28 protein-coding genes and 1 tRNA gene are annotated in these 25,021 nt (G+C 59.4%); 25 read left to right on the plus strand and 4 right to left on the minus strand.

Annotation, left to right across the window (positions count from 1 at the left end; all coding sequences use genetic code 11):
- Window positions 1-2 precede the first annotated feature (2 nt).
- A complete protein-coding gene (locus tag ACQZ6J_RS11630; protein WP_449084128.1) occupies window positions 3-308 on the minus strand; it encodes a hypothetical protein in 306 nt (101 codons plus the stop codon).
- 298 nt (window positions 309-606) lie between these two features.
- Between ACQZ6J_RS11630 and ACQZ6J_RS11635 the strand changes: the two genes are divergently transcribed.
- The 12 genes from ACQZ6J_RS11635 (at window position 607) to ACQZ6J_RS11690 (ending at window position 9,737) form a co-directional block, all read left to right on the plus strand.
- Entirely contained in the window at window positions 607-801 is a 195-nt protein-coding gene (locus ACQZ6J_RS11635; protein ID WP_449084129.1) for a hypothetical protein, read from the plus strand.
- A gap of 75 nt (window positions 802-876) precedes the next feature.
- Window positions 877-1,005, plus strand: a complete 129-nt coding sequence (locus tag ACQZ6J_RS11640) for a hypothetical protein (RefSeq protein ID WP_449084130.1) — start codon at window positions 877-879, stop codon at window positions 1,003-1,005.
- A 12-nt stretch (window positions 1,006-1,017) separates the two neighbouring features.
- The gene (locus ACQZ6J_RS11645) at window positions 1,018-1,200 is read left to right on the plus strand and encodes a hypothetical protein (RefSeq protein WP_449084131.1); all 183 of its coding nucleotides are present in this window, start codon (window positions 1,018-1,020) and stop codon (window positions 1,198-1,200) included.
- A complete protein-coding gene (gene dnaN / locus ACQZ6J_RS11650; RefSeq protein WP_449084132.1) occupies window positions 1,193-2,344 on the plus strand; it encodes a DNA polymerase III subunit beta in 1,152 nt (383 codons plus the stop codon). The genes ACQZ6J_RS11645 and dnaN overlap by 8 nt, the downstream gene beginning before the upstream one ends.
- Complete coding sequence (locus ACQZ6J_RS11655) at window positions 2,344-2,889, plus strand: hypothetical protein (RefSeq protein ID WP_449084133.1); 546 nt, start codon at window positions 2,344-2,346, stop codon at window positions 2,887-2,889. The genes dnaN and ACQZ6J_RS11655 overlap by 1 nt, the downstream gene beginning before the upstream one ends.
- A 99-nt stretch (window positions 2,890-2,988) precedes the next feature.
- The gene (locus ACQZ6J_RS11660; protein WP_449084134.1) at window positions 2,989-3,528 is read left to right on the plus strand and encodes a hypothetical protein; all 540 of its coding nucleotides are present in this window, start codon (window positions 2,989-2,991) and stop codon (window positions 3,526-3,528) included.
- A 212-nt stretch (window positions 3,529-3,740) separates the two neighbouring features.
- Window positions 3,741-4,040: an HNH endonuclease signature motif containing protein gene (locus ACQZ6J_RS11665; RefSeq protein ID WP_449084175.1), complete on the plus strand. Its 300-nt coding sequence runs from the start codon at window positions 3,741-3,743 to the stop codon at window positions 4,038-4,040.
- Between the two features lie 184 nt (window positions 4,041-4,224).
- Window positions 4,225-5,334, plus strand: coding sequence for a tyrosine-type recombinase/integrase (locus ACQZ6J_RS11670; RefSeq protein WP_449084135.1), 1,110 nt, complete (start codon window positions 4,225-4,227; stop codon window positions 5,332-5,334).
- Window positions 5,335-5,449: 115 nt separating this feature from the next.
- Window positions 5,450-5,539: transfer RNA gene (locus ACQZ6J_RS11675), tRNA-Ser, on the plus strand.
- A gap of 368 nt (window positions 5,540-5,907) precedes the next feature.
- Window positions 5,908-6,567 carry a DUF6998 domain-containing protein gene (locus tag ACQZ6J_RS11680; RefSeq protein ID WP_449084136.1) on the plus strand — a complete coding sequence of 220 codons (660 nt, stop codon included), beginning with the start codon at window positions 5,908-5,910 and terminating at the stop codon, window positions 6,565-6,567.
- Window positions 6,568-7,137: 570 nt separating this feature from the next.
- Window positions 7,138-8,199 (plus strand): porin, encoded by a 1,062-nt coding sequence (locus ACQZ6J_RS11685; protein WP_163994427.1) that lies wholly within the window; start codon window positions 7,138-7,140, stop codon window positions 8,197-8,199.
- A 443-nt stretch (window positions 8,200-8,642) separates the two neighbouring features.
- Window positions 8,643-9,737 carry a porin gene (locus tag ACQZ6J_RS11690; RefSeq protein ID WP_163995007.1) on the plus strand — a complete coding sequence of 365 codons (1,095 nt, stop codon included), beginning with the start codon at window positions 8,643-8,645 and terminating at the stop codon, window positions 9,735-9,737.
- A 124-nt stretch (window positions 9,738-9,861) separates the two neighbouring features.
- Here ACQZ6J_RS11690 and ACQZ6J_RS11695 read toward each other — a convergent pair whose 3' ends face one another.
- Both ACQZ6J_RS11695 and ACQZ6J_RS11700 read right to left on the minus strand, forming a co-directional pair.
- Window positions 9,862-10,755: an alpha/beta fold hydrolase gene (locus tag ACQZ6J_RS11695; protein WP_449084137.1), complete on the minus strand. Its 894-nt coding sequence runs from the start codon at window positions 10,753-10,755 to the stop codon at window positions 9,862-9,864.
- 123 nt (window positions 10,756-10,878) lie between these two features.
- Window positions 10,879-12,930 (minus strand): lytic transglycosylase domain-containing protein, encoded by a 2,052-nt coding sequence (locus tag ACQZ6J_RS11700; RefSeq protein WP_449084138.1) that lies wholly within the window; start codon window positions 12,928-12,930, stop codon window positions 10,879-10,881.
- A 217-nt stretch (window positions 12,931-13,147) separates the two neighbouring features.
- Between ACQZ6J_RS11700 and dapA the strand changes: the two genes are divergently transcribed.
- Window positions 13,148-14,032, plus strand: coding sequence for a 4-hydroxy-tetrahydrodipicolinate synthase (dapA, locus tag ACQZ6J_RS11705; RefSeq protein ID WP_449084139.1), 885 nt, complete (start codon window positions 13,148-13,150; stop codon window positions 14,030-14,032).
- A gap of 134 nt (window positions 14,033-14,166) precedes the next feature.
- Window positions 14,167-14,646 (plus strand): SsrA-binding protein SmpB, encoded by a 480-nt coding sequence (smpB, locus tag ACQZ6J_RS11710; protein ID WP_163986306.1) that lies wholly within the window; start codon window positions 14,167-14,169, stop codon window positions 14,644-14,646.
- A 40-nt stretch (window positions 14,647-14,686) separates the two neighbouring features.
- Here smpB and ACQZ6J_RS11715 read toward each other — a convergent pair whose 3' ends face one another.
- Window positions 14,687-15,274 carry a LabA-like NYN domain-containing protein gene (locus tag ACQZ6J_RS11715; RefSeq protein ID WP_163986305.1) on the minus strand — a complete coding sequence of 196 codons (588 nt, stop codon included), beginning with the start codon at window positions 15,272-15,274 and terminating at the stop codon, window positions 14,687-14,689.
- Between the two features lie 312 nt (window positions 15,275-15,586).
- Between ACQZ6J_RS11715 and rpoZ the strand changes: the two genes are divergently transcribed.
- The 11 genes from rpoZ (at window position 15,587) to recO (ending at window position 24,834) form a co-directional block, all read left to right on the plus strand.
- Window positions 15,587-15,985, plus strand: a complete 399-nt coding sequence (rpoZ, locus tag ACQZ6J_RS11720) for a DNA-directed RNA polymerase subunit omega (protein ID WP_163986304.1) — start codon at window positions 15,587-15,589, stop codon at window positions 15,983-15,985.
- Between the two features lie 100 nt (window positions 15,986-16,085).
- Entirely contained in the window at window positions 16,086-18,314 is a 2,229-nt protein-coding gene (locus tag ACQZ6J_RS11725) for a RelA/SpoT family protein (protein WP_163986303.1), read from the plus strand.
- Between the two features lie 193 nt (window positions 18,315-18,507).
- A complete protein-coding gene (locus ACQZ6J_RS11730) occupies window positions 18,508-18,657 on the plus strand; it encodes a DUF3563 family protein (RefSeq protein ID WP_449084140.1) in 150 nt (49 codons plus the stop codon).
- A 220-nt stretch (window positions 18,658-18,877) separates the two neighbouring features.
- Entirely contained in the window at window positions 18,878-19,465 is a 588-nt protein-coding gene (locus tag ACQZ6J_RS11735) for a DUF2062 domain-containing protein (protein WP_163986301.1), read from the plus strand.
- Window positions 19,466-19,506: 41 nt separating this feature from the next.
- A complete protein-coding gene (gene acpS, locus ACQZ6J_RS11740) occupies window positions 19,507-19,911 on the plus strand; it encodes a holo-ACP synthase (RefSeq protein WP_449084141.1) in 405 nt (134 codons plus the stop codon).
- Between the two features lie 115 nt (window positions 19,912-20,026).
- The gene (gene lepB, locus ACQZ6J_RS11745; RefSeq protein WP_163986299.1) at window positions 20,027-20,773 is read left to right on the plus strand and encodes a signal peptidase I; all 747 of its coding nucleotides are present in this window, start codon (window positions 20,027-20,029) and stop codon (window positions 20,771-20,773) included.
- On the plus strand, window positions 20,770-21,489 hold the full coding sequence (rnc, locus tag ACQZ6J_RS11750; RefSeq protein WP_163986298.1) for a ribonuclease III: 720 nt from the start codon (window positions 20,770-20,772) through the stop codon (window positions 21,487-21,489). The genes lepB and rnc overlap by 4 nt, the downstream gene beginning before the upstream one ends.
- Window positions 21,490-21,511: 22 nt before the next feature.
- The gene (gene era / locus ACQZ6J_RS11755; RefSeq protein WP_449084142.1) at window positions 21,512-22,456 is read left to right on the plus strand and encodes a GTPase Era; all 945 of its coding nucleotides are present in this window, start codon (window positions 21,512-21,514) and stop codon (window positions 22,454-22,456) included.
- 85 nt (window positions 22,457-22,541) lie between these two features.
- The gene (locus ACQZ6J_RS11760) at window positions 22,542-23,294 is read left to right on the plus strand and encodes a Crp/Fnr family transcriptional regulator (RefSeq protein WP_163986296.1); all 753 of its coding nucleotides are present in this window, start codon (window positions 22,542-22,544) and stop codon (window positions 23,292-23,294) included.
- A 192-nt stretch (window positions 23,295-23,486) separates the two neighbouring features.
- Window positions 23,487-23,996, plus strand: coding sequence for a response regulator (locus ACQZ6J_RS11765; RefSeq protein ID WP_449084143.1), 510 nt, complete (start codon window positions 23,487-23,489; stop codon window positions 23,994-23,996).
- 58 nt (window positions 23,997-24,054) lie between these two features.
- Entirely contained in the window at window positions 24,055-24,834 is a 780-nt protein-coding gene (gene recO / locus ACQZ6J_RS11770; RefSeq protein ID WP_449084144.1) for a DNA repair protein RecO, read from the plus strand.
- The last annotated feature ends 187 nt before the right edge of the window (window positions 24,835-25,021 follow it).

Genomic DNA, 25,021 nt, shown 5'->3' on the forward strand with positions numbered 1-25,021 from the left:
GCCTACTCGCGGGCGCACTTCTTCATGAGATATGCCGTATCCTCAATTTGATCGGCGTAGGCTTTCAGAAGTGGCAAGAGTTGCTTGCGTAGTGCTTCCATTTTCTCCAGCGCCACGCGCTGCTCGCCATCAAAATTCTCGCTGATCTTTGTGGTGTCCTGCGCTTCGAGGCCCGTCGCGACATCCCTCATGGCGGGTCCCAAGGGATCGAGAGCGGGCGCGTAGATCTTGCAGGCCGCCTGGTCTGCGTGCGCGGACGCTGCAAAGCCTAAAAATGCCCCGAAAGTCACCACACCCAGCCTGTTCATCGCTCGCCCCCTCACGTTTTCCGGCGGTAAGTTAGCGTGATGTATCGCATTCAATCAACAGCGAATCACCTTGATTTATTGATGCAATCTGCACCTATAGCCATCGCTTATGCTGGACCAATATCGATATAGGTGCAATTTAGACCCATTTTCCGCTTGCGTGAGATAGGTGCAAAGTGTACCTATTTTTGCGTCCGGTGATCTCCTCCTCCCATCCCGGATACCAGAGACCGCCGTCGCTCCTTCTCCTCCCGAGCGACGGCGGCATGGTCTCAGGAGGTTTTGAGAGGAAAGCACCATGCAGACAGCAGCCTACAATCCCGTCCGCGCCCGCAACATCGCGCAGGAAATGGCCGACTTCGCCCGCGAGCGCGGCGAGGGCCTGACCAGGGACGAATATCTCCGTCTCGGTTTTACCGAAGAGCAGATCACTCGGCATTCCCATGATGCGGCCGTTCTCTACGCGCAGTCGCTCAATCGCATGGCTGCCTGACCAGATCCGGTTTGGCGACCGCCACGTCTCACCCCTGGCGTCGGCGGTTTCCCAATCGGATGCGAGAGGCAACCCATGAATTACTTCACTCCGGCAATCGACAAGGTGCAGCAGGCAAAGCGCAACGGCTTCGCCGGCCTCTTCCTGGTCATCGTCATCAACGACCTGCTGGCCGCCGCGGCGGCCCTCTACGTCTTCGGCTGAAGGAGGCTGACGATGCGTGACGTATCGAGACACGACATGGAGAAGCTTTATCGTGCCGTGGCAGACGGCGAGCCTCGCCGCGAGATCTTGCAGATGATGCACGATCTGTTCGGCAGGGATTATGGGCTGCGCGCCCCCGTCGACGAGATGCGCCTTGCCGACCGCTGCCAGCCGGGAGCGCGTGCCCATGGCTAAGCAGCAGGCGCTTTTCCGCATCCATCGCAGCCAGCTGCTGCCGGCGCTCGACGCGGTTTTCGAGGCGGTCGACAGGCGCGCCAAGATCCCGCAACTCGGCAATATCCTGCTGCAGCCCGAAGCCGATACGCTCCTGCTGCGCGCGACGGATATGGATATCGAGATCGAGGCGGGCTGCGAGCTGCTTGACGTGGCCGACGATGCCGAGCCGACCACCATCAAGGGCACGGACCTGCGCGACATCGTGCGCAACCTGCCAGAGTCGGCGGAAATCGAATTCCTGCCCGGTACCTATAACGGCCAGGTGCGGATCCGATCCGGCAAATCCAGCTTCTCGATTTTCACGCTGCCCGCCAGCGACTTCCCGTCGATGGCGACAAAGATCAAGGGCAAGACATTCGAGATTGCCATGCCGGAGGTAACGGCCGCATTCGGCAAGGTCGCCCATGCCGTCCAGACCAAGGATATCGGCCGGCCGTGGATGACCGGCATTCACATGCACCCGATGCAGGATGAGCGCATCGGCTTTGCCGCGCTCGATGGCATTGGCCTTGCCGCCGTGCAGATCCGCACGGAACGGCTTCTGGATTTTCCCGGCATCATCATTCCCCTCAAGACGGCGCAGGTCATTCGCAAGCTGTTCGACGAGGTGAAGGAGCCGGCGCAGATCGAGGTTGCAGAAAACCTCATCCGCATCCGGTGCAACGGCGTGACGCTTCTGTCCGTGCTGATCGAGGGGAAGTTCCCCGAACACTATCTCACGGCGGCCCCCGAGAACTACGAGCGCGAAGTCTTCGTCACCGTCGCATCGCTGAAAGCGGCCGTCGCTCGAGTCTGCCTTGTCGCCACGGAAGTCGACAAGGACGGCATCAAGCTCACCCTTGAGCGCGATGCCATGCGCGTCGAGCTGAGCAGCAAGGAGGGCGAATCGGCAGTCGACTACGTGCCGATCCAGTACGAAGGCGAGACCGGCTTTTCCATCGGCCTCAACAACGAGGCCCTGCGCGGCATTCTCGGCACCATCGACACGCAGGACGCCATCATCCGTTTCGGCGGCTCCCTGCCGAACGCCGTATTCCGGCCATCGGTCGGCGCTGACGAGCTTTATGTGATCTCGCCGATGGTCGCGCGAGGTGCCGAGTGATGAACCTCGATCAAGCCCGCACCCTTCTGCCCGAAGCTCGGGACCTGGCGGGCCTCGCCAGCGAACAGTTCGTCGAGTCCTACAATACCGCGACCAACAAGGCGGAGATCTGCGTCGTCGACCGTCTGACGGGCGAGGTTGAGCCGATTGCGCTGCTGACGGCCGACTGCTCCTACGATGACCGCCGCCTTCTGCTCAAGGCGCCCGAGCTGGTGCGCGCGCTTCTCGTCATCATGGAAGCGGCCTTCGACCGGATACGCAGGCTTGAGCCTCAGGATGGACGCCAGCAGCGCGGCGGGGGGCATGCCGAGCGGAAGAAGGATTATGCGGCCGAATGCGCCATGAAGTGCGGCGATCGCATGTTCCGCCGCTTCCTCGTCGAGCGTCACAATGTGCCAGACGTCGCCGACGCCGAGCGCATTGCCGTGTCCGTCCGCAACATCCTGCGCATCAAGTCGCGCGGCGACCTCAACACCGATCCCGCCGCCGCTCAGCGCTGGATCGAGTTCAGGGGATCATTCGAAGCATGGAAACGCCATGGATGAGATCTGGACCCACGTCATCATCGCATCCTTCACCTGGGCAGCGCTCGCGATCCTCTTCGTGCTGATGCCCATCATCGTTCGCCTTTGGAGGAATAAGAAATGACTGAAGCCGACAACCTCAAGAACGCGCTGGAAATGACCGGCTGCGAGAGTGAGGAAGACCTTATCGACATGGCAAATGTCGGTCGGTCTCTGATGAATGCCATCGAGACCTACACGAAAGAACCAAGCATCATTGAGGGCTGGTCGCCAGCCGATGACCCGGCCGAGATTGTCGGCGACCTGTACAACAGGCTTGAAGAATCACTTGCATGCCATCGCCAGGCGATAACGGAAGCGAAGGCCGCGACCGCCATCATCGCGCAGATCGAATCCATCTTCCCCGGCTGGAAATCCTATCGGGATCTCGTCGACTGCGTTGAGTGCACATTCCTCAACATCGCGCCGCGTGGGTTCAGCTGGATCGACCAGCCGATCACAGTCACCGGAGGCGACTACCGGTATAGAGGTCAACTTCTCTGCTCATTCCCAAAGGGTGTTGGTGGCCCGGTGCGTTACATCGTCTGCGACGAGAACGGGCGTCTGTTCATCCACAACTCGCAGCAGTGCGGTATCGGCCCGAAGGGTGACGAGCCATGAGCCTCCCGAAGATGAAGCCTTGCCCGGAATGCAGGACGGCGAACGGGCTCAGCGTCTACACCTACGATAACGGCGGCCGCCATGTCGAATGCGACGATTGTTTTTATCTAGGCCCTTGCGGCAGCAGCATTCCGTGGGCGATCAAGCTGCACAACGCCGCTTGGGAAAAACAGAACCCGGTCAGCCGCCGCGACGAAATCCGCGAAAAGGTCATGGCCCGCGCGTCGATCGATCCTCATACCGGCTGCTGGACATGGACAGGCCCGGACAGCGGCAGCAAGGGTCGCGGCAAGGATTACCCTCGCATGAGCTTGAGCGGCCAGACCGTTGCCGTTCACATCGTCATGTTCACCAACGAGCATGGCTATGTGCCCGGTCGGAAGCAGGTCGACCACAAATGCCGCAACCGCCGTTGCGTCAATCCCGCGCATCTTGAGCTTGTCACCCACAAGGAAAACCAGCGCCGCCGGGATCGGGCGCGCGCTGCCTTCTTATGCCAGGAGGTGCTTTGATGTTCCTTCCACAACCCATTCCACTTGAAGAGGCGGCCGGCATGCTCGGCATCACCGATGTCGGCAACCCCGCCCGCGTAGTGCGCGAATTGATTCGCCGCCACGAAATTCCCTTTGTGCGCTGCGGACGAACGGTTAAGTTGCGCCCTGATCAGCTGCGTCTGCTTTCTGAGAAGATGGTTGAATGCCCCTCAAGCTCAAACGAGATGAAAAGTCCGGAATTTTCTATGTCACCGGTACCGTCACAATCTGGCGAGATGGGCAATCTCATTCACTTGAGGTCAGACGATCGACCAAAGTCCGCGACGAAGCACAAGCAGATGGCGTCCGCCGGCAAATCGAAAACGAGGTCGCCGAGCGCAATATCACCGGTCGCGAACCCACTGTCACGTTCCGCGCAGCGGCGGAAAAATACGTAAAGGACGGCGGCGAGGCCCGCTTCCTGCGGACCAGCCATAAAGAGGGCGAGCCTTTCCGCCTTCACTCCCGCTTCGATGCCTTTGCCGCGAAGCCCATCGACCAGATCGGCGAAGATCTGATCAACAGCGAGGGCCGAAAGTTCTATCCCAACGATTCTACGCGCCGCCGGCAATGGCACGGCCCCATCATCGCCGTAATGCGCGCGAACAAATTCCGCCCCGACATCACTAGGCCCGACGATGGCGAAAAACGCACGCATTTCCTGCGGCCCGACCAGGCGATAACCTTCCTGACCCACGTTACTGCTTCACGCTTTCCCAATCCGTGGTCACCAGCGCTCGCCACCTTCCTTTTCGGCCAGGGTGCCCGCGTCAGCGAGACGATGATGATTGACGGCCGTGATGATATCTCGCTGGAGCATCGCTTCGCGATCCTGCGTGACACGAAGAACGGTAAGGAACGCATGGTCAATCTGTGCCCGCGCGTCGTGGCAGCACTCTCGACCTTGCCCAATCTCGGCAAGAAAGGCCCGCTCTTCCTGCGCTACGATGGGCGCCCTTATGAAAAGAAGAAGGACAGGGGATACAAGCTTTCCTTCTGGACGCGCGCGATCAACGAAATGGACTTCGACACTTCTATCTATACGCCTCACGTCGCGCGGCATTCATGGGCGACGTGGTTCTACAGCCAGACGAAGGATGTTGTTCGCCTCAAGGCCGAAGGCGGATGGGAATCAGACGAGTGGGAGCGCTATGTAAAACTGGCAAACCCATCCATCGGACGCCTTGCGGCCAAGCTCGGCTTCATTGCAGATCCCGAGAACGAAGAGAGATCAAACTTTGCGGAAAGTTTGCGGCATCAGGCCGAAAATTGAGGAAAGTTCGCGTCTGTTCCGGTTTTCGCCCGTCGCAACTTTTCCGACGAAAAATCGCCAGGAGCCGCAAAAAAGCCTTGCATTCCTAAGCGCCTCACCATAGTTAGGCCGCACCGGAGAGGTGGCCGAGTGGTCGAAGGCGCTCCCCTGCTAAGGGAGTATACCAGAAATGGTATCGTGGGTTCGAATCCCATCTTCTCCGCCATCTGATCAATCAGCAAAGCACTTGAATTCTATAGGTCTGCGGTTGCAGCCTCACTCGCAAATGCTGCTACGGGTATTTGTGATGTGTTTGAGCTGAATGAGAAGGCGCCGAATTTCTCGGCAAATCTTCCCTTAACCAGTGCGGGCTCCAAGCAAGTCTAATCCGGGTAAGGGTCCTTCTGGTCCGCTTGTCGCGCTACGCCGTTTACCTATCGGTCACTTCGATGGACTATTTCTCGCTATCTACGAATGACGATAGCGCGCTGTGGGAAAGATCGTGATCCTGCCGATTATTTTATCATCAAATTGCGGATGCAGTTCGAAAGCCGGTGAGATCTGCCCCAAGGCGCGAATTGTAAGCGGCTAAACATGGCTTTAACTCAGATACAGACCATTCAATCCCTGGCGGAAGCTCTGACATGGTTTGAGCGGGAACTCGCATGGGGAGTGGACCCTGCGAATCTCGGCCATCTTACTGGTCGTATCGGAGAACTGTTCACCTGTGTGATGACGCGTGGACAGATGGCGCTCGAGGTGAATCAGCGTGGCTATGACGTTATCAGTGGCGACAATGAACGCGTTTCGGTGAAAACCATCACATCCAGTTCCAGCGTCACCTTCAATCCCAACACTTTTGATCGCGTCGACAGAGTGGTTATTTTGAAGATCAACGTGAGCGAGGACAACGGAGTTTCGGTTGAAACTTTGCTGGATTGCGCCGCCGCGGAAGCCCGCAGCAAACTGGGCGACCGGCTGGTCTTCTATGTTGGATCCCAGCGCAAACCATCTCAGCCGGTCGAACATCTTCCGATTGTCGCTTCAGCAACCTACGGAAATTATCATATCCGCCAGTATGAGAGCGGCACGATCCTCGTCTTCGAAGGCGAAACTAAGATCGAGCCGGCCAAGCCATTACTTCGTCATATCGCCAGCGAGATCGGCTTTGATATCCTCAACGATCGTGGCGAGCAAAAGACCACCCGTCAGATCGGGGCGGGTATTCTGCGGATGCTTGCCGTTCGGGGATGAACTTGCCAGCCGCCGCCACGATGTCTGGCACCCCCGATTTCCCATCGGAATACTCACTATAGGCCGTGAAGACGGCCGGTGCCCGCATCGGTTCCGAATCGTCCGGAAGGAATCGGCTGGATGGTTGCCTCGATTCGGGACGGTCGCTGGAGCGCCTGGTCGGCGCCCACCGCTTCGAGTCGCCGCCTGAAATGCCGGAAATGACCTGTGGAACGCCGCGAAGATCCGGAATTCGCATCGGATCGGCGATTGCGATGCTTATTCACATGCGCCTCGCGCCACGAAAGGCTTCCGAGTAAGTGCCCGCAGATTAAGGGTTTTCTTAATGAAGTCTAAATCTTTGCGGCAGCCGCACCGCCAACTTGTGTCCTTTCAGCAACAGGAATTGCGGAAGGCTCACGCAAATACCCCTTTCCGTTAAGATGTCGATTGCGTGACAGTGCACGTCTTGTATTTTCACTCTCGGAAGCGAGGGCGATTGATCGTCCACTTCTTGAAACGCGAGGATGGGACAGGGAATACCTTCGGGTAGTTCTCATTCTCGATATAAAACTTTGACTGGAGGTCAATATGAACATCAAGAGCCTTCTTCTGGGCTCCGCTGCTGCTCTCGCAGTAGTTTCCGGTGCTCACGCAGCTGACGCTATAGTTGCTGCTGAGCCGGAGCCGCTTGAATACGTTCGCATCTGCGATGCTTACGGCGCTGGCTACTTCTTCATCCCGGGCACGGAAACCTGCCTCAAGATCGGCGGTAAGGTTCGTACCGAAGGTCAGTGGTACACTCCTTACAACCCTGATGCACGTTTCGGCACGCTCTGGCACACCCGTGCTGAGCTGCAGCTGCAGACGGCAACCGACACCGAATACGGCCCGCTGAAGACCAACACCGAACTGCGTTGGGACTGGAATGACGGCGGCGCCACCTCCACCAACCTGCTGCACGCCAGCATCAGCCTCGGCGGCTTCACCGTTGGTAAGGAAGACTCCCAGTTCAACGTATTCACCGGTTACGCCGGCGACGTCATCAACGACGACGTGGTCTATGACGGCCCGTACGAATTGAACCAGATCACCTACAACTACGACGCCGGCAACGGCTTCACGGCTGTGGTCTCGCTCGAAGACACCAACTCTGGCAAGGGTGCCACCGGCGTCAACGGCGAAGACAGCTCCGACCACTACGCTCCTGACGTTGTTGCCGGTCTCGGCTACAAGGTTGGCAACTTCGGCTTCAAGGTTGTCGGCGGTTACGACTCCATCGTTGAAGAAGGCGCCATCAAGGCTCGCGTCGATGCTAACTTCGGTATCGTCGAAGCCTTCTTGATGGGCGGCTGGAACACCGACGGCGACAAGCTGAACAAGTACGCTGGTTCGAACGGTGGCGGTTCTGCTGCTCCGATCGGCTGGGGTGACTGGGCTCTGTGGGGTGGCGTTGGCGTTCCGGTCAACGAAAAGCTGAAGTGGAACCTCCAGCTCGCTTACACCGACTCCAAGATCTTCGCCGCTACGACGAACCTCAAGTTCAAGCCGGTCAAGAACCTGCTCATCGAGCCGGAAGTTTCCTACACCAACTGGGACTCGATCAACAAGGATCAGTGGTCTGGTATCATCCGCTTCGAGCGCACCTTCTAATCTGATCTGATTTCGGTCAGTCTAGATTTCACTACGGTGACGGAAAGCCCGGCTTAGGCCGGGCTTTTTGTGTTTGCATATAGCAAGAAGAAGCGCAGTCATTAGGAGGCTAATCATCTCCTCGTGAATATTCTTCTATGAATAGAGATCAATTTAGAAAGTAGATCCGAGTAGAATCCGGCCGCCGGCATGTCGGAAATATGACAGTTTTGCGACGTGATTTTTGTGCAACGCACATTTCGAAATGGCCGTCACAAATGATCATACTTTATCTCTGATATTGCTCTGAAAAAAACGATCTGTAGGTTCCAAATCGGAATCGAGACTGAATGTCTTGGTTCTCCCAGATCAGGGGTCAACGTTTGAAAACCAGGTGGGGTAGGGCGCGTCGATTTTCTCGGCGTGGATAGTCATACCTAATCGATATTGGAACTGGAGTTACTATGAACATCAAGAGCCTTCTTCTCGGCTCCGCTGCTGCGCTGGCAGCAGTATCGGGTGCTCACGCGGCTGACGCGATCGTCGCTGCCGAGCCGGAGCCGCTGGAATACGTCCGCATCTGCGACGCTTATGGTGCTGGCTACTTCTTCATCCCGGGCACCGAAACCTGCCTCAAGGTCGGCGGCATGGTCCGTACCGAAGGCGGCTGGTACAACGCCTACAATCCGGGCCCTGGCGGCAACCGCGGCACTTACTGGCACACCCGCGCCCAGCTGAGCGTCGACACCGCGACCGACACCGAATACGGTCCGCTGAAGACCAACACCGTCTATCGTTTCGACTGGAACGACGGCGGCTCCACCACCACCAAGCTGCTCTGGGCCAACATCAGCCTCGGCGGTTTCCTGGTCGGTAAGCAGGACTCCCAGTACAACCTGTACACCGGCTACGCCGGCGACGTCATCAACGACGACGTGATCTGGGACGGCCCGTACGAACTCAACCAGCTGACCTACAACTACGATGCCGGCAACGGCTTCACGGCTGTGGTTTCGCTCGAAGACTCGAACTCCGGTTCGGACTCGTCGTCCTTCGGCGGCGCCTGGGTTCAGTCGAAGGCTGACCACTACGCTCCGAACGTTGTTGCCGGTGCCGGCTACAAGACCGGCGGCTTCGGCTTCAAGGTCGTCGGCGGCTATGACTCGATCGTCGAGGAAGGCGCCGTCAAGGCTCGTATCGACGCCGACTTCGGCGCCTTCACGGCCTTCCTGATGGGCGGCTACAACACCGACGGCAAGAAGCTGAACCAGTATGCCGGCTCGAACCTGAACGCATCGGCTTGCCCGGCTGGCCGCGGCGATCTGTGCGGCTGGGGCGACTGGGCCGTCTGGGGCGGCGTCGGCGTTCCGATCAACAGCAAGCTGAAGTGGAACCTGCAGCTCGCCTACACCGACTCGAAGATCTTCGAAGCCACCACGAACCTCAAGTTCAACCCGGTCAAGAACCTGCTCATCGAGCCGGAAGTCACCTACACCAACTTCGATTCCGTCAACCAGGATCAGTGGGCCGGTATCCTCCGCTTCCAGCGCAGCTTCTAAGCCGCGCAGCTGAACCAAGTTCGACACATCTCCCGCTCAGACCTCCGAGCAGGAGAGGAAAGGCCCGGTATCCCAACCGGGCCTTTTCATTTCGGGCAAGCATCGAACGGTCGGATATTTGCCGTCAAAGCCCTGAGATGAAGTGCCTGATCGCGTCCGGAATATCGTCGAGATGCAGGATGGGGGCGTGCCCTTGCCCCATGGCGGTCTTGACGGCCGTGCCCGGATGGCGCGTCGCGATCTCATCGACCGTGGCTACGATCAGCAGCTTCGAATGCTCGCCGCGAATCACCATCAGCGGAATATCCTGGAACCCCTGGAACTGCGGCCACAGATCGGGAATCGGCGCATCCAGGTCCAGCGCCTGCATCTGGGCGGCGATGGCAGGGTCGTAATCGGCAACGGGTTTGCCGCCGCGAAAGGCATAGATTGCCCGCGCCATATCCTGCCAGTCGTCGTCGCCGAGGGAGGTAAAGGCGGCGCCATGATTCTCCCGCAGGATCTCGACCGCCTCGTCCCAGTTGTCGGGTTTTCTGCCACGGTTGAGATAATCGCGAATATCGGCCAGCCCGACCCTTTCCAGAACAGGGCCGATGTCGTTGAGAACGACTGCTTTCAGGATGTCGGGGCGGCTGGCGGCAAGTATGTGCAGAACCAGCCCGCCGCGCGAAGTGCCGATGAATATGGCTTGCCGAACACCAAGCCCAGCGCAGACGGTCAGGACGTCCTGCGCTTCGACGACAAGATTGTAGCGGGATTTATCCGCATCCCATTCGGATGCTCCGCGCCCGCGAGCGTCGAGTGTGATCACCCGGCGCGGGGCTGCAGGATCCTGCGACAGAAGCATCGCCAGCTGATGAAAGTCCCGCGAATTGCGCGTCAGCCCCGGGAGGCAGAAGACGGGTGGCCGGGTTCCTGTGATGGCCTCGTTGCCGGCATAATCCCGGACATAGAGCTTCAAGCCGTCCTCGGCCGGTATCGTCCTGACCAGGAAACCGCTTTCGTCGTCGCTGCGCATGCGTCATCCCTCGTGCTGCGGATATCACCGGGGATGTAACGGTATTTCCGCAGCCCGTACAACTGCGGTTTCGCCCGAAGCATGTCGCGCGAGCTGGATCGCGGCTTTACGACAACGACGCGCTTAGCCGCGCCCGTTCACCAGATCGTGGACGATGTCGGTCTTCTGACCCAGCCGGGCCTTATAGACCTGATAGTTTTCCATGACCCGCTGCACATAGTTGCGGGTTTCGGGGAAGGGGATGCGCTCGATCCAGTCGATGACGTCGTCGAGCGATTTGCCGCGCGGGTCGCCATAGCGTCCGATCCATTCCGGCACCTTGTTCGGCCCGGCATTGTAGGCGATGAAGGTGAGGATATAGGAACCGCCGAACGTGTCGATCTGCTCGCCGAGATAGTGGGCGCCGAGCGTGGCGTTGTAGCCGGCGTCCTGTGTCAGCCTGTCGGCGGAATAGGCCATGCCGTGCCGGCCGGCAACAGCCTTTGCCGTCTTCGGCAGCAGTTGCAGCAGGCCGCGCGCATTGGCGGACGAAACGGCCGCCGGATTGAAGGCGCTTTCCTGGCGCGCGATGGCGTAGGCAAGGGCCTTGCCGGAGCCGGAGATATTGGCATTGTCCGGAATGACGCCGATCGGGAATGCGAGTGCCGCGACATCGACGCCGCGCCCGTAGGCGATCTTGCCGATCTGCAGCGAGAGCTGATGGTTGCCGGAGCGCTCGGCGCGAGCGGCCAGCATGGCGACCTCGCCGGGGCTCTCCAGCTGCTTGGCCAGCGCGCGATAGAGCGCATCGGCACGCCAGCCATGCCCCGCGGCTTCGAGCCGCGAGATTGCCTGCACCGCTTCGCGCCCCTGGAAGCGCTGGCGGTCGTCGGCCGATGGGGAGGGGTAGGTGACGTTTAGCGTAGTGCGGCCGAGCTTCTCGGCGGCGAGCTGGCCGTAAAACGTGCTTGGGTAGGACGCGGCCTTGGCATAGAAATCGGCAGCCTTGCCCGGACCGCCAGCCTCGGCGGCGCGGCCGAGCCAGTACCAGCCGCGCGATTGCGAGATCGGCCCGTTCGATACCTGCAGGATTCTGCGGAAATGGGTTGCCGCGTTCGCACCGTCCTGCAGACCGCGCAATGCGTACCAGCCGGCATGGAATTCGGCCTCGCCGACATCCTGCGGGCTTTCCGCGACGCTGGCATCGACAACGCGATAGGCGGCCTTGAATTCACCCTGGTCCACCAGGCCACGGCTGACGATGCGCTGCTCGTTCCACCATTGACCCGGGCTGACGAGCACGCTGCGGTCGCGCGGCATTTGCGCCAGAAGATTGGCCGCATCGTCATACCTGTTCTGCCGGCGCAGGTTTTCGATCTGCATGAAGAGGTAGGCGGGATCCTTGCGCCATTGCCCGCCGACGGCTGATATCAGCGCATCCGCCTTCGGGGAACGGTCGTTGACCGCCGCCCATGCCTTGTAGAGCGATTGCGCCTTCCCGAGATCGCCGAAGCGCTTGGCCTGCACGGTCCGGTCGCGGTAGAGCAGGAAGTCCATGCGCGCCTTGTGGTCGGCGGGCGAAAGCAGGCTCGGGAATTCGGCGAGAATCTTGTCTTCGAGCGGCTTGTCCAGCGGTTCGCTGCGCCAGATCTTGCGGATCAGCTTTCCGGCCTGTGCCGACGAGCCTCGCGCCATGAGGGCACGGGAGAGGATGACGGCGCCCTCCACGGTCTCCGGCTGCGTGTTGCCGAAGGCGGCTAGAACCTGATCGGTCGCCGGATTTTCGTTGTAGAGCGCCCGCTCGGAATTGGCGCGCAGGCTGCCGAGCCCCGGCCATCCCACGAGTTCCCGGGCGGCGGCGGCAATCTCGCCGGAGGGAATGCCCGGCTGGCCCGAGGTGGCGATCGCCCAGGTCAGGATATGGCGGTCGAGCGTGCCTTGGCCCATGCCGTTGCGGATGGCGAGCGCCTGCATCGGGTTCTTGTTGGAAAGCGCGTCAAGCCCGGCCTTCAGGTCGCCGCTGACGGGGGCGATGGCTCCGCTGCGCGGAATTGCAGCCGTGCTCATCGGGTCGGTCGCCATGGCGACGTCGGCGCTGGCGCGCGTGGATGTCAGTTGGCCGGGAAGCTGCGAGGCGACAGCACCCCACGCGACCGCCAAGCCCACAGCGGTCCAGATCATGACAGGTCTCTTCATCCGGCTACTCACAAAACAATCAGGCCCTTCCCATTTGCCAAATGCTATATTAACGAAACCTTACCGGCGGTTCGATTTTCAATCAATTATGATATCGGAAACTGCCCTCTACCATTCAAAGCGTGCTTGTCGCCGTCAAGCCGGCGCTTTATGGTGCGCGGATTCATAACCATGGATTGCGGCTGAAGCATGAATGCCGCGCCGCTAGGAGACTTGCATGTTCCAGGGATCCATTCCCGCACTCGTTACACCCTTTACTGACGCCGGCAAGGTGGATGAGGCGTCTTTCGCCTCGCATGTCGATTGGCAGATAAAAGAGGGTAGCAGCGGCTTGGTACCCGTGGGAACGACGGGTGAATCTCCGACCCTGTCGCATGACGAGCACAAGCGCGTCGTCGAACTCTGTATCGAGATCGCCAACAAGCGCGTACCTGTCATGGCGGGAGCGGGTTCGAACAATACGCGCGAGGCGATCGAGCTGGCGCAGCACGCCGAAAAGGTCGGCGCCAATGCGGTTCTGGTCGTCACGCCCTACTACAACAAGCCGACGCAGAAGGGTCTCTTCGCCCATTTCGCCGCCGTCGCGGAAGCCGTGAAGCTGCCGATCTACATCTACAACATTCCGGGCCGTTCGGTGGTCGACATGACGCCGGAGACGATGGGTGCGCTCGCCAAGGCCCACGCCAATATCGTCGGCGTGAAGGATGCCACCGGCAGGATCGAACGCGTCTCCGAGCAGCGCATCACCTGTGGGAGCGATTTCCGCCAGCTTTCCGGCGAGGATGCGACGGCGCTCGGCTTCAACGCCCACGGCGGCGTCGGCTGTATCTCGGTCACGGCCAATATCGCGCCGCGCCTTTCTGCCGAATTCCAAGCTGCCACGCTTGCAGGCGACTATGCCAAGGCTCTGGAATATCAGGACCGCCTGATGCCGCTGCACAAGGCGATCTTCCTGGAGCCGGGTCTTTGCGGCGCCAAGTACGGCCTTTCCCGCCTTGGCCGCATGAGCCGCAATGTGCGCTCGCCGCTGTTGTCGACGCTGGAGCCGGGCACGGAGGCCGCAATCGACGCGGCCATGCGGCATGCGGGCCTCCTGAACTGATGGCATTGCGCGCCTGTTGCTGAAACTCTGCCGACCGCTCTCTTCACAAGGAGGGCGGTCTCGCCTATTTAGAGGGCAGGAACTTGGCGGGCTCTTGGTTGCCGCCGGAATGATGCAAGAAAAGAAGAAGAATCATGGCACCCAAAGGCAGCCAGCGTGTGGTGAACAAGATCGTGGCGGAGAACCGCAAGGCACGCTTCAACTACGAGATCATCGATACCTATGAAGCGGGACTCGTGCTGAAAGGCACCGAGGTTAAGTCGCTGCGCGAAGGCAAGGCCAACATCGCTGAATCCTACGCTTCGGACGAGGATGGCGAGATCTGGCTGATCAACTCCTACCTGCCGGAATATCTGCAGGCCAACCGCTTCAATCATGAACCGCGCCGCCGTCGCAAGCTTTTGCTCTCCAGCCGCGAAATCGGCCGGCTGCGTTCGGCGATCAATCGCGAGGGCATGACGCTGGTTCCGTTGAAGATCTATTTCAACGACAACGGCCGCGCGAAGCTGGAATTGGCTCTGGCCAAGGGCAAGAAGCTGCATGACAAGCGCGAATCCGAGAAGGAGCGCGATTGGAACCGGCAGAAAAGCCGCCTGCTCAAGGACAATGGCTAGCGCAACGGCGATATCTCATCGCGCTTGCTTGTGAACGGCCTCAGTGCTCGTCGGAATCGGCCGCGGTATGGCTCGTCTCGACGACGCGGGCAGGGCGCTCCGAGGCGTCGCGGCCGATTTCCGCCTTCAGCGATACGAGATCGATGAAGTGGTCGGCCTGACGGCGCAGGTCGTCGGCGATCATCGGCGGCTGGGTCGCCATGGTCGAGATGACCGAAACCTTGCGTCCGCGGCGCTGAAGGGCCTCCACGAGCGTCGTGAAGTCGCCGTCACCGGAAAAGATCACCAGATGATCGACCGTTTCGGATTGCTCCATGGCGTCGATCGCCAGTTCTATATCCATGTTGCCCTTGATCTTGCGGCGCCCCATGGAGTCCGTGAATTCCTTGGCCGGCTTCGTAACGACCTTGTAGCCGTTGTAGTCGAGCCAGTCGATCAACGGGCGGATCGAGGAATATTCCTGATCCTCTATCAGCGCCGTATAGTAATAGGCGCGCAGGAGATATCCACGCTTCTGAAACGCTTTCAGGAGCTTGCGATAGTCGATATCGAAACCGAGGCTCTTGGATGCAGCGTAGAGATTGGCGCCGTCTATAAAGAGTGCAATTTTCTCGCGTGGGTCAAACATCGCTTACATATCCACTGTTATAAAAACATATTCATTTCATTCAAAGTTCAGATAAAACAATGCGTTGCGTGGTACCGCAGAATAATTCGTATTACTTTATGAATTATTCATATAATCAAGATTTAGGGCACGAAATGGGATATTCCAAGCAATCTCAGGTAGAAACGGCCGTTTGTCTAGGGTAATTTTAACACTTCTAAGACGGGGTGCGAAGGCGCTCAAACAGGAAAAACTTGAATTTGCCATCGTTTGCTTGTATCGGCGTGCTACTCCGAGACATGACGACGACATCACGACCGCAAAGGACAGGCAATGGCCCGTGTCACAGTAGAAGATTGCATTGATAAAGTAGAGAACCGGTTCGAGCTCGTGTTGCTCGCCAGCCATCGCGCCCGCCTGATCTCTCAGGGCTCCTCGATCACCATCGATCGCGACAACGACAAGAACCCGGTTGTTGCGTTGCGCGAAATTGCCGACGAGACGCTGTCGCCCGACGACCTTAAGGAAGATCTGATCCATTCGCTGCAGAAGCATGTCGAAGTGGATGAGCCGGAGCCGGATCCGGCAAGCCTCCTGGCCGCCGGTGCTTCCGCTTCCAGCGAAGAGGAAGAGGATCTGCCGGAAACCGTTACTTTCGACCAGATGTCGGAAGAGGAGCTTCTGGCCGGTATCGAAGGCCTGGTTCCGCCGGAAAAAAGCGACGATTACTGATCGTTGGCCTTGATGCTCCGGGCAGGAGCGATATGATGACAGAATACGTGCGCCGGTCGGATGACTGGCGCGCTTTTGTTTTTGCTGGAGTAGCTCTGGAATGATGCGGCAATACGAGCTTGTTGAGCGCGTGCAGAAATACAAGCCCGATGCCAACGAAGCTCTGCTCAACAAGGCCTATGTCTATGCGATGCAGAAGCATGGCCAGCAGAAACGTGCCAGCGGCGATCCCTATATTTCCCATCCTCTCGAAGTTGCTGCCATCCTGACCGATATGCGTCTGGATGAATCGACCATCGCGGTCGCTCTCCTCCACGATACGATCGAGGACACGACGGCCACGCGCGCCGAAATCGATGAGCTCTTCGGCGAGGATATCGGTCGCCTGGTCGAAGGCCTGACGAAGATCAAGAAGCTCGATCTCGTCACCAAGAAGGCGAAGCAGGCGGAAAACCTTCGCAAGCTGCTGCTGGCCATTTCCGATGACGTCCGCGTGCTTCTGGTCAAGCTCGCCGATCGCCTGCACAACATGCGTACGCTCGATCACATGTCGCCGGAAAAGCGCGCCCGCATTTCCGAGGAGACGATGGAAATCTATGCGCCGCTTGCCGGCCGCATGGGCATGCAGGACATGCGCGAGGAGCTGGAGGAGCTTTCCTTCCGGCACATCAATCCCGAGGCGCACGACACCGTTACCAAGCGTTTGGAAGAGCTGTCCCGACGCAACGAGGGCCTTGTCAAGAAGATCGAGACCGAGCTGCGCGATCTGCTTGTTGCCAACGGCCTTGCCAATGCCATGGTCAAGGGCCGGTTGAAGAAGCCCTATTCGGTCTTCCGCAAGATGCAGTCGAAATCGCTGTCTTTCGAGCAGCTCTCCGATATCTACGGCTTCCGCCTTCTCGTCGACGATATCCCGTCCTGCTATCGGGCGCTCGGCATCGTGCACACGCGTTGGCGCGTGGTCCCCGGTCGCTTCAAGGACTATATCTCGACGCCGAAGCAGAACGACTATCGCTCCCTGCACACGACGATCGTCGGTCCTTCCAGCCAGCGCATCGAGCTGCAGATCCGCACGAAGCGCATGCATGAGATCGCCGAGTTCGGCATCGCCGCCCACACGCTCTACAAGGACGGCATGAATGCCAATGGCAATGGTGACGGCGAGCTGCTGTCGCGGGAAAGCAATGCCTATTCATGGCTGCGCCATACCATCGAGGCGCTGGCCGAAGGCGACAGCCCGGAAGAATTCCTCGAGCATACGAAGCTCGAGCTCTTCCAGGATCAGGTCTTCTGCTTCACGCCCAAGGGCAAGCTGATCGCCCTGCCGCGCGGCGCGACGCCGATCGACTTTGCCTATGCCGTTCACACCAACATCGGCGATACGACCGTGGGCGCCAAGATCAACGGCCGCATCATGCCGCTGGTAACCCGGCTGAACAATGGCGATGAGGTCGAGATCATCCGTTCGGGCGTGCAGGTGCCGCCTGCCGCGTGGGAAGAGATCGTCGTAACGGGCAAGGCGCGCGCCGCCATTCGCCGCGCCACCCGGCTTGCCATCCGCAAGCAGTATGCGGGCCTTGGACACCGTATTCTGGAGCGCACCTTCGAGCGCGCCGGCAAGGTGTTTTCGCGCGATGGCCTGAAGCCGGCGCTGCACCGCCTCGGCCAGAAGGACGTGGAAGACGCCATCGCCGCGGTCGGCCGGGGGGAGATGTCGTCGCTCGATGTGCTGCGCGCCGTCTACCCCGATCATCAGGACGAGCGCGTGACCGTAAAACCCGCCGGCGACGAAGGCTGGTTCAACGTCCGCAGCGCGTCGGGCATGATCTTCAAGATCCCCGGCAAGAACAAGGCCGACGTTTCTGACGGAGGCGATATCGATGCCCCGCCGATCCGTGGCATATCCTCTAATGTCGAGGTGCATTTCGCCCCGACCGGCGCCGTGCCGGGCGACCGCATCGTCGGCATCATGGAAAAGGGCAAGGGCATCACCATATATCCGATCCAGTCGCCGGTCCTGCAACGGTTCGATGACGAGCCGGAGCGCTGGATCGATGTGCGCTGGGATCTGGACGAGGCCAACAAATCCCGTTTTGCCGCGCGTATCCTGATCAACGCATTGAACGAGCCGGGCACGCTGGCCAAGGTGGCGCAGAGCGTCGCGGATGTCGATGTCAATATCCGTGTGCTCAATACCGTGCGTGTCGCTGCCGATTTCACCGAAATGGCTCTCGACGTCGAAGTCTGGGATCTGCGTCAGCTCAACCAGCTTCTGGTGCAGCTCAAGGAACTCGATTGCATCGCGACCGTGAAGCGCCTCTACGAGTGAGCCGTCGCTCGCGTTGCTATCGATCCGAGGCAGGTTGCATATTTTGTGATCATTTTATGACCAGAATAGAGCAGCTTTTCGGATCGATATGCATTCAGCGCATGGCTGTGTGTATTTTAGAGCGGTGGTAATTACCCTTTGTCGCGCCTATCTTCTGGTTATCGAAGAAACGAAACAGAGATGAGAGAAGACAATGTTTACCCCGATCAGGAAAATCGCCCGCGCCTTGCGTGTTCCGAGTGTTGAAGAACGCGAAATGGCTTATCTGAATGGCTCGCACGACCGTTTTGATCTTGAATATCGTCAGCGTCAGGTCGACCGCGGTCTGTTCCGCCAGCGTTAATAGCAGCTGATACTTGCAAGGCCAGGAGGGGCGCTTCGTTGTTGCGCCCTTGGAGCATCCCGATACTGCGGGATTGCTTCCCGCAAATGAAAGAACGCCTCGTTTTCTGCCTCCTGAGCAGGCGACGTTCCAAAAAGAGCCGTACTTTCGGTTCCTAATAGGTGCATGATACGTTTGGCTGCTCTTGTCATGGCGGCCCCCATTGCACTAGATAAGCCGCATGCTATTTCGTCGCCGGAAACCACTGACATTCAGCGAAAAACTGCGGGAGCACCTTTGGCCCCGCAAGGGTTTCGTTCGCTCGTTCCAATATTTCGGCAAGCGCCTCGTTCGCCTTGCCGCTTCGCCGCATTCCGTTGCGGCGGGCTTCGCAGCGGGCATCGTCGTGTCGTGGACGCCCTTCATCGGCGTGCATTTCGTGATGGCGATCATCATCGCCTATCTGATCGGCGGCAATGTCATTGCTTCCGCGCTCGGCTGCCTGGCGGCCGGCAATCCCATCACCTATCCCTTCATCTGGGCTTTCACCTGGGAAATCGGCCATCTGATCCTCGCGCGTGACAGCGGCGGGCAGGGCGGCGGCATCGATCTGCCGGCGCTGTGGCACAAGGGCGATCTCCTGCAGATTTGGGACCCGGTTTTGAAGCCGATGCTGATCGGCGGCATTCCGCCCGCCATCGTCAGCGGCGTCATCGTCTATGCGCTCACCTATTATGGCGTGAAGACCTTCAAGACCCGCCGCAAGGAGCGCCTGATGGAACGCGCCCGCGAAAGGCTGGCGCTTGCCGAAAACGCATCCAGCGTCTGACGGGGCCTTGACGCCGTCCGGGCCATCAGGAGGGCCATTCCATGATCATCGGCATAGGCAGTGACCTCATCGATATCCGCCGGGTGGAGAAGACGATCGAACGGTTCGGCGCCCGGTTCACCGAGCGCTGCTTTACCGATATCGAGCGCGCCAAGTCCGAAGGACGCAAGAACAAGGCGGCTTCCTACGCAAAGCGCTTCGCCGCAAAGGAAGCTTGCTCCAAGGCGTTGGGCACAGGTCTGGCGCAAGGCGTCTTCTGGCGCGACATGGGTGTCGTCAATTTGCGAAGCGGCAAGCCGACGATGCAGCTGACCGGTGGCGCCGCCGAAAGATTGGCTTCCATGCTGCCGGCAAATCACCGTGCTGCCATTCATTTGACGATAACGGATGATTTTCCTCTTGCTCAGGCTTTTGTGATCATCGAGGCACTGCCGACAGACGGCTGAATCACAGCCATGTGTCGCTTTTGACATCCGCGCCATTGCCGCAATGATGTGAAGCGAGTAGAGAGTGCCTGAATGAAAGTTGCGCCGGTGGGGTGCGAAAAAGGAATAAGACTGCGTGTCCGAGAAAGCCGTAAAACAGCAGAACGCCCTGTGGGAGAACATCAAGGTCATCGTTCAGGCGCTCGTCCTGGCCATGATCATCCGCACGGTTCTCTTTCAGCCATTCACCATTCCGTCCGGCTCGATGATGCCGACGCTTCTCGTCGGCGACTACATCTTCGTCAACAAGTTCGCCTACGGCTATTCGAAGTATTCGCTGCCGTTTTCGCCGGATCTGTTCAACGGCCGCATCTTCGGCAGCGAGCCGAAGCGCGGCGATGTCGTGGTATTCCGTTTCCCGCCTAATCCGGATGTCGATTACATCAAGCGCGTGATCGGTCTGCCGGGCGACCGGATTCAGGTCAAGAACGACATTCTCTACATCAACGGCCAGGCCGTTCCGCGCGAGCCGCATGGTACGTTCTCGTCGGATTACAGCCAGGAGCCGGGCGACAATATTCCGGTCTACAGCGAGCGTCTGCCGGATACGGGCAAGATCTTTGACACGCTGGACCTTTCGCCGAATTCCCGTGGCGACAATACCCAGGAATACGTCGTACCGGCCGATCACTACTTCATGATGGGCGACAATCGCGACAACTCCGATGACAGCCGTTTCGACGTGGGCTATGTGCCCGCCGAAAACCTCATCGGCCGCGCCAGCGTCATCTTCTTCTCGCTGGGTCACGACACGTCGTTCCGTGAAATCTGGAAATGGCCGACCAACATGCGTTGGGACCGCATCTTCAAGGTTGTCGAATGACGAAGGTGCAGACGCTCTCGCAGGCGGATCGTGCCAGGCTTGAGGCTGCGATAGGCTACGAATTCATCGAGAGAGAGCGTCTCGATTGGGCGCTGACACATGCCAGCGCCCGCACCCACAAAACGGGAAATTACGAGCGGCTTGAATTTCTCGGTGACAGGGTTCTCGGCCTTTGCATTGCCGAGCTGCTGTTCAAGACCTTCGGCACGGCGACGGAAGGCGAGCTTTCGGTGCGCCTCAACCAGCTGGTCAGCGCCGAAACCTGTGCCGAAGTCGCCGACGAGATGCAATTGCACCTCTATATCCGCACCGGCGCCGATGTGAAAAAGCTGACCGGCAAGCGTATGCTCAACGTGCGCGCCGATGTCGTCGAAAGCCTGATTGCCGCGCTCTATCTGGACGGCGGGCTCGAAATCGCCCGGCAATTCATCCTGCGCTATTGGGAACGCCGCGCCGTGCGGCCGGACGGTGCAAGACGCGACGCCAAGACGGAGTTGCAGGAATGGGCGCATGCGAAATTTGGCGTCACTCCCGTCTACAGGGTTGATGATCGCAGCGGACCGGATCATGATCCGCGTTTTACGGTGACGGTGGAAGTTGCGGGCACGGCGCCCGAGACAGGAATTGAGCGCTCCAAGCGTGCGGCCGAACAGGTGGCTGCGACGCGGATTTTGGAGCGCGAAGGTGTATGGCAGTCTCAGTCGACTGAGAAATAACTGCCTGGAAACGACGGAAAAGATGACCAATCAAGAAGACACGCCCGCCGAAGATGGCGCGGTTGAACATAGCGGCCCGACCCATTCGGGTTTCGTGGCCCTCATCGGCCCGACCAATGCCGGCAAGTCGACGCTGGTCAACCGGCTTGTCGGCGCCAAGGTTTCGATCGTCAGCCACAAGGTGCAGACGACGCGCGCGATCGTGCGTGGCATCGCCATCCACAACAACGCGCAGATCGTCTTCATGGACACGCCCGGCATCTTCAAGCCGCGCCGCCGCCTCGACCGCGCCATGGTGACGTCGGCCTGGGGTGGGGCGAAGGACGCCGATCTCATCATGCTGCTGATCGACAGCGAGCGTGGTTTGCGCGGCGACGCGGAAGCCATTCTGGAAGGGTTGAAGGAAGTATCCCAGCCGAAGATCCTCGTCCTCAACAAGATCGACCGCGTTCGCCGCGAGGATTTGCTGGCGCTCGCCGCCGCCGCCAACGAGAAGATCGCCTTCGAGCAGACTTTCATGATCTCGGCGGAAAACGGCTCCGGCTGCGACGACGTCATGGATTATCTGGCAAGGACCCTGCCGGAAGGCCCTTGGTACTATCCGGAGGATCAGATCTCGGACCTGCCGATGCGGCAGCTCGCCGCCGAGATCACCCGCGAAAAGCTGTTTCTGCGGCTCCATCAGGAGCTTCCCTATTCCTCGCATGTCGAGACGGAGAAATGGGAAGAGCGCAAGGATGGCTCGGTGCGTATCGAGCAGGTGATCTATGTCGAGCGCGAAAGCCAGAAGAAGATCGCGCTGGGCAAGGGCGGCGAGACGATCAAGGCGATCTCCACCGCCTCGCGCAAGGAGCTTTCCGAAATTCTGGAACAGCCCGTGCATCTCTTCCTCTTCATCAAGGTTCGCGAGAACTGGGGAAATGATCCCGAGCGCTTCCGGGAGATGGGGCTGGATTTCCCGCATTAATGGAACTTTGCTTCCCTGAGCGCTTTATATTGCAGCGGTTTATCGGGCATGTCGCTCACGCCGCTGCAACTCAGGGGAGCGTTTCATGGCAAAGACCGCGACGATGCATGGGCAGCGCACGCCGTGCCAACACTGTCCACTAAGGTCTCTGCCGCATTTCCGGGAATTCGATCGCGACGAGCTGAATTTCATCAGCGGCTTCAAGAAGGGTGAACTTCTTGTCGATGCCGGCGCCACGATCTTCCTCGAGGGCGCGCATAGCGCCCATCTCTTTACGATCCTCTCCGGTTGGGGCTTTCGCTACAAGACGCTGGAAGACGGCCGCCGGCAGATCCTCAATTATGTGATGCCGGGCGATCTCATCGGTTTGCAGGGCTCTATCATGGGCGAAATGCAGCATTCGACCGAGGCGCTTTCGCCGATCTCGCTTTGCGTGTTCGAGCGCACGGAACTGATGACGCTCTACAATTCCCACCCGCCTCTTGCCTTCGATCTGACCTGGATCGCATCGCGCGAGGAACGGATTCTGGATGAACATCTTCTCAGCATCGGGCGCCGCTCGGCGGTCGAGCGAGCCGCCTATCTGATCGCCTACCTGCATCAGCGCGCCAGCGCTCTTCATTTGTTCAATGGCCGCAAGGTCATCCCCATCACGCAGCAGCATGTTGCCGATACGCTGGGTCTCTCGGTTGTTCACACCAATAAGACATTGAAAAAACTGGCGGAGCGCGGATTGCTTCTCTGGCAGGAGCGCGGCTGCGAGGTTCTGGATGGTGACGGCCTTGCCGAACTCGCCGGCTGGGACGGCCTTGATTCGGGCAAGCGCCCCTTCATTTAAGCGCTGCTCTTCATTCAAACGGCATGTCTTTTTTAAATGCTGATAGCAACTGTATCAGCATAGATTATTGTCATGGTCACTTTTCTACCAGTTTCACCTTTTACTAACCGCGGCGACAAAAGCGATTGGAGCACGCTGACGAGCCCGTAGTACCGCAGTGCAAAAAGTGCGAAGCGGTAGGAAGGCAAGGTCATGTTGCAAGAGACCGCGCCAGCACGGATGGGCAAAACCATTCAGTCAATACGGGCCGATGATTGGCGCCGGAGGGATAAATGTGGGACTTTTTACCGGGCGCGCCGGCTGGCGCACACATTCAAGGACGGCGTTGATATGACGTTTCAGCGCGTCCTTATTCTTGAGGATAATCTCATTATTGCTATGGAGGCTGAGGAAATTCTTCGCCTCGTGGGAATTCAGCAGGTGGAGATTGCCTCAAATCTGGAACAGGCGGTCAATGCCGTTCATTCCGAACATTATGATTTCGCGATGCTGGACGTTAATCTTGGGGAATCGACGAGCTTCGGCTTCGCCCGGTTGCTGATGGAACGCGGCATCTCCTTCGGCTTTGTCAGCGGCTACTCCGATACACTCGATTTCCCGGCGGACCTGCGGCATGTGCCGCTTTTGAACAAACCCTTCGACGAGCAGGCCATGCGCCTCTTTGTCCAGACACTGGCGGCTGGCGGCTCTTCCGCCATGTGACAGCCGCGGTCATTTGCCCTAAACTCGAATCGCGACATCATATCGAGGCAACCGGCCCATGCAGTGGCAGGACCATGCGATCATCCTCGGCGTCAAGCGCCTCGGCGAGAACAGTGTTATCGCCGAAGTGATGACGCGCGCCCGTGGCCGGCATATGGGTCTGGTGCGCTCCGGCCGCTCGCGCGCCATGCAGCCGGTGCTGCAGGCCGGCAATCTTGTCGAAGCGACGTGGCGGGCGAGGTTGCACGAGCATCTCGGCGAATTTCGCATGGAGCCGGTCACGCTCAGGGCTGCGCGGCTGATGGAGACGGCAACCTCCGTCTATGGCGTGCAGGCGATGGCCGCGCTGCTGCGGCTGCTGCCGGAGCGGGATCCGCATCCGCATCTCTACGATGCGCTCGATGTGATCCTGGAGAACCTGCAAAATCCCGCCGATGCCGGCGAACTCTTCGTGCGCTTCGAGCTTGCCGTGTTGAACGATCTCGGCTTCGGCCTCGATTTGACCGAATGCGCGGCCACCGGCGTGCGGGAGGATCTGGCGTTCGTTTCGCCGAAATCCGGCCGTGCCGTCTGCCGGGCCGCCGGCATGCCGTGGGCGGACAAGATGCTGGCGCTGCCGTCCTTCCTTGCGGCCGGAGCCATGGCCGCCGCCGATAGGGAAAGCCTCGCGGCCGCTTTCCGCCTGACCGGTTTCTTCCTCCATCGTCATGTCTATGAGCCGCGCGGTATTGAGATCGCTGTGGCACGCGACGGTTTCATGCAGGCTGCGCTGAAGGCGGTCGCTGTGGCATCGTTGGACGATGCGGCGGTTTCACCGAGTCTCCTCGCCAAAGGTTGAATGGCAGGGGCGGTACCGTTTGGCGCCGGCTGCCGACAGGATCATGGCGGCTCGGTTCCATACGGCATCCCGCCGCTGAAAACAGGCACTAGAGCGTTTCATGTTTTGACGGAAGCGTATCCTGCGTTTGCAAAATAGTTGCTGCATTCGCCGGGTTGGATTGTTGTGACGAGAGAGCCGATGTGCC

This window comes from Rhizobium sp. A37_96 (genome assembly GCF_053521765.1).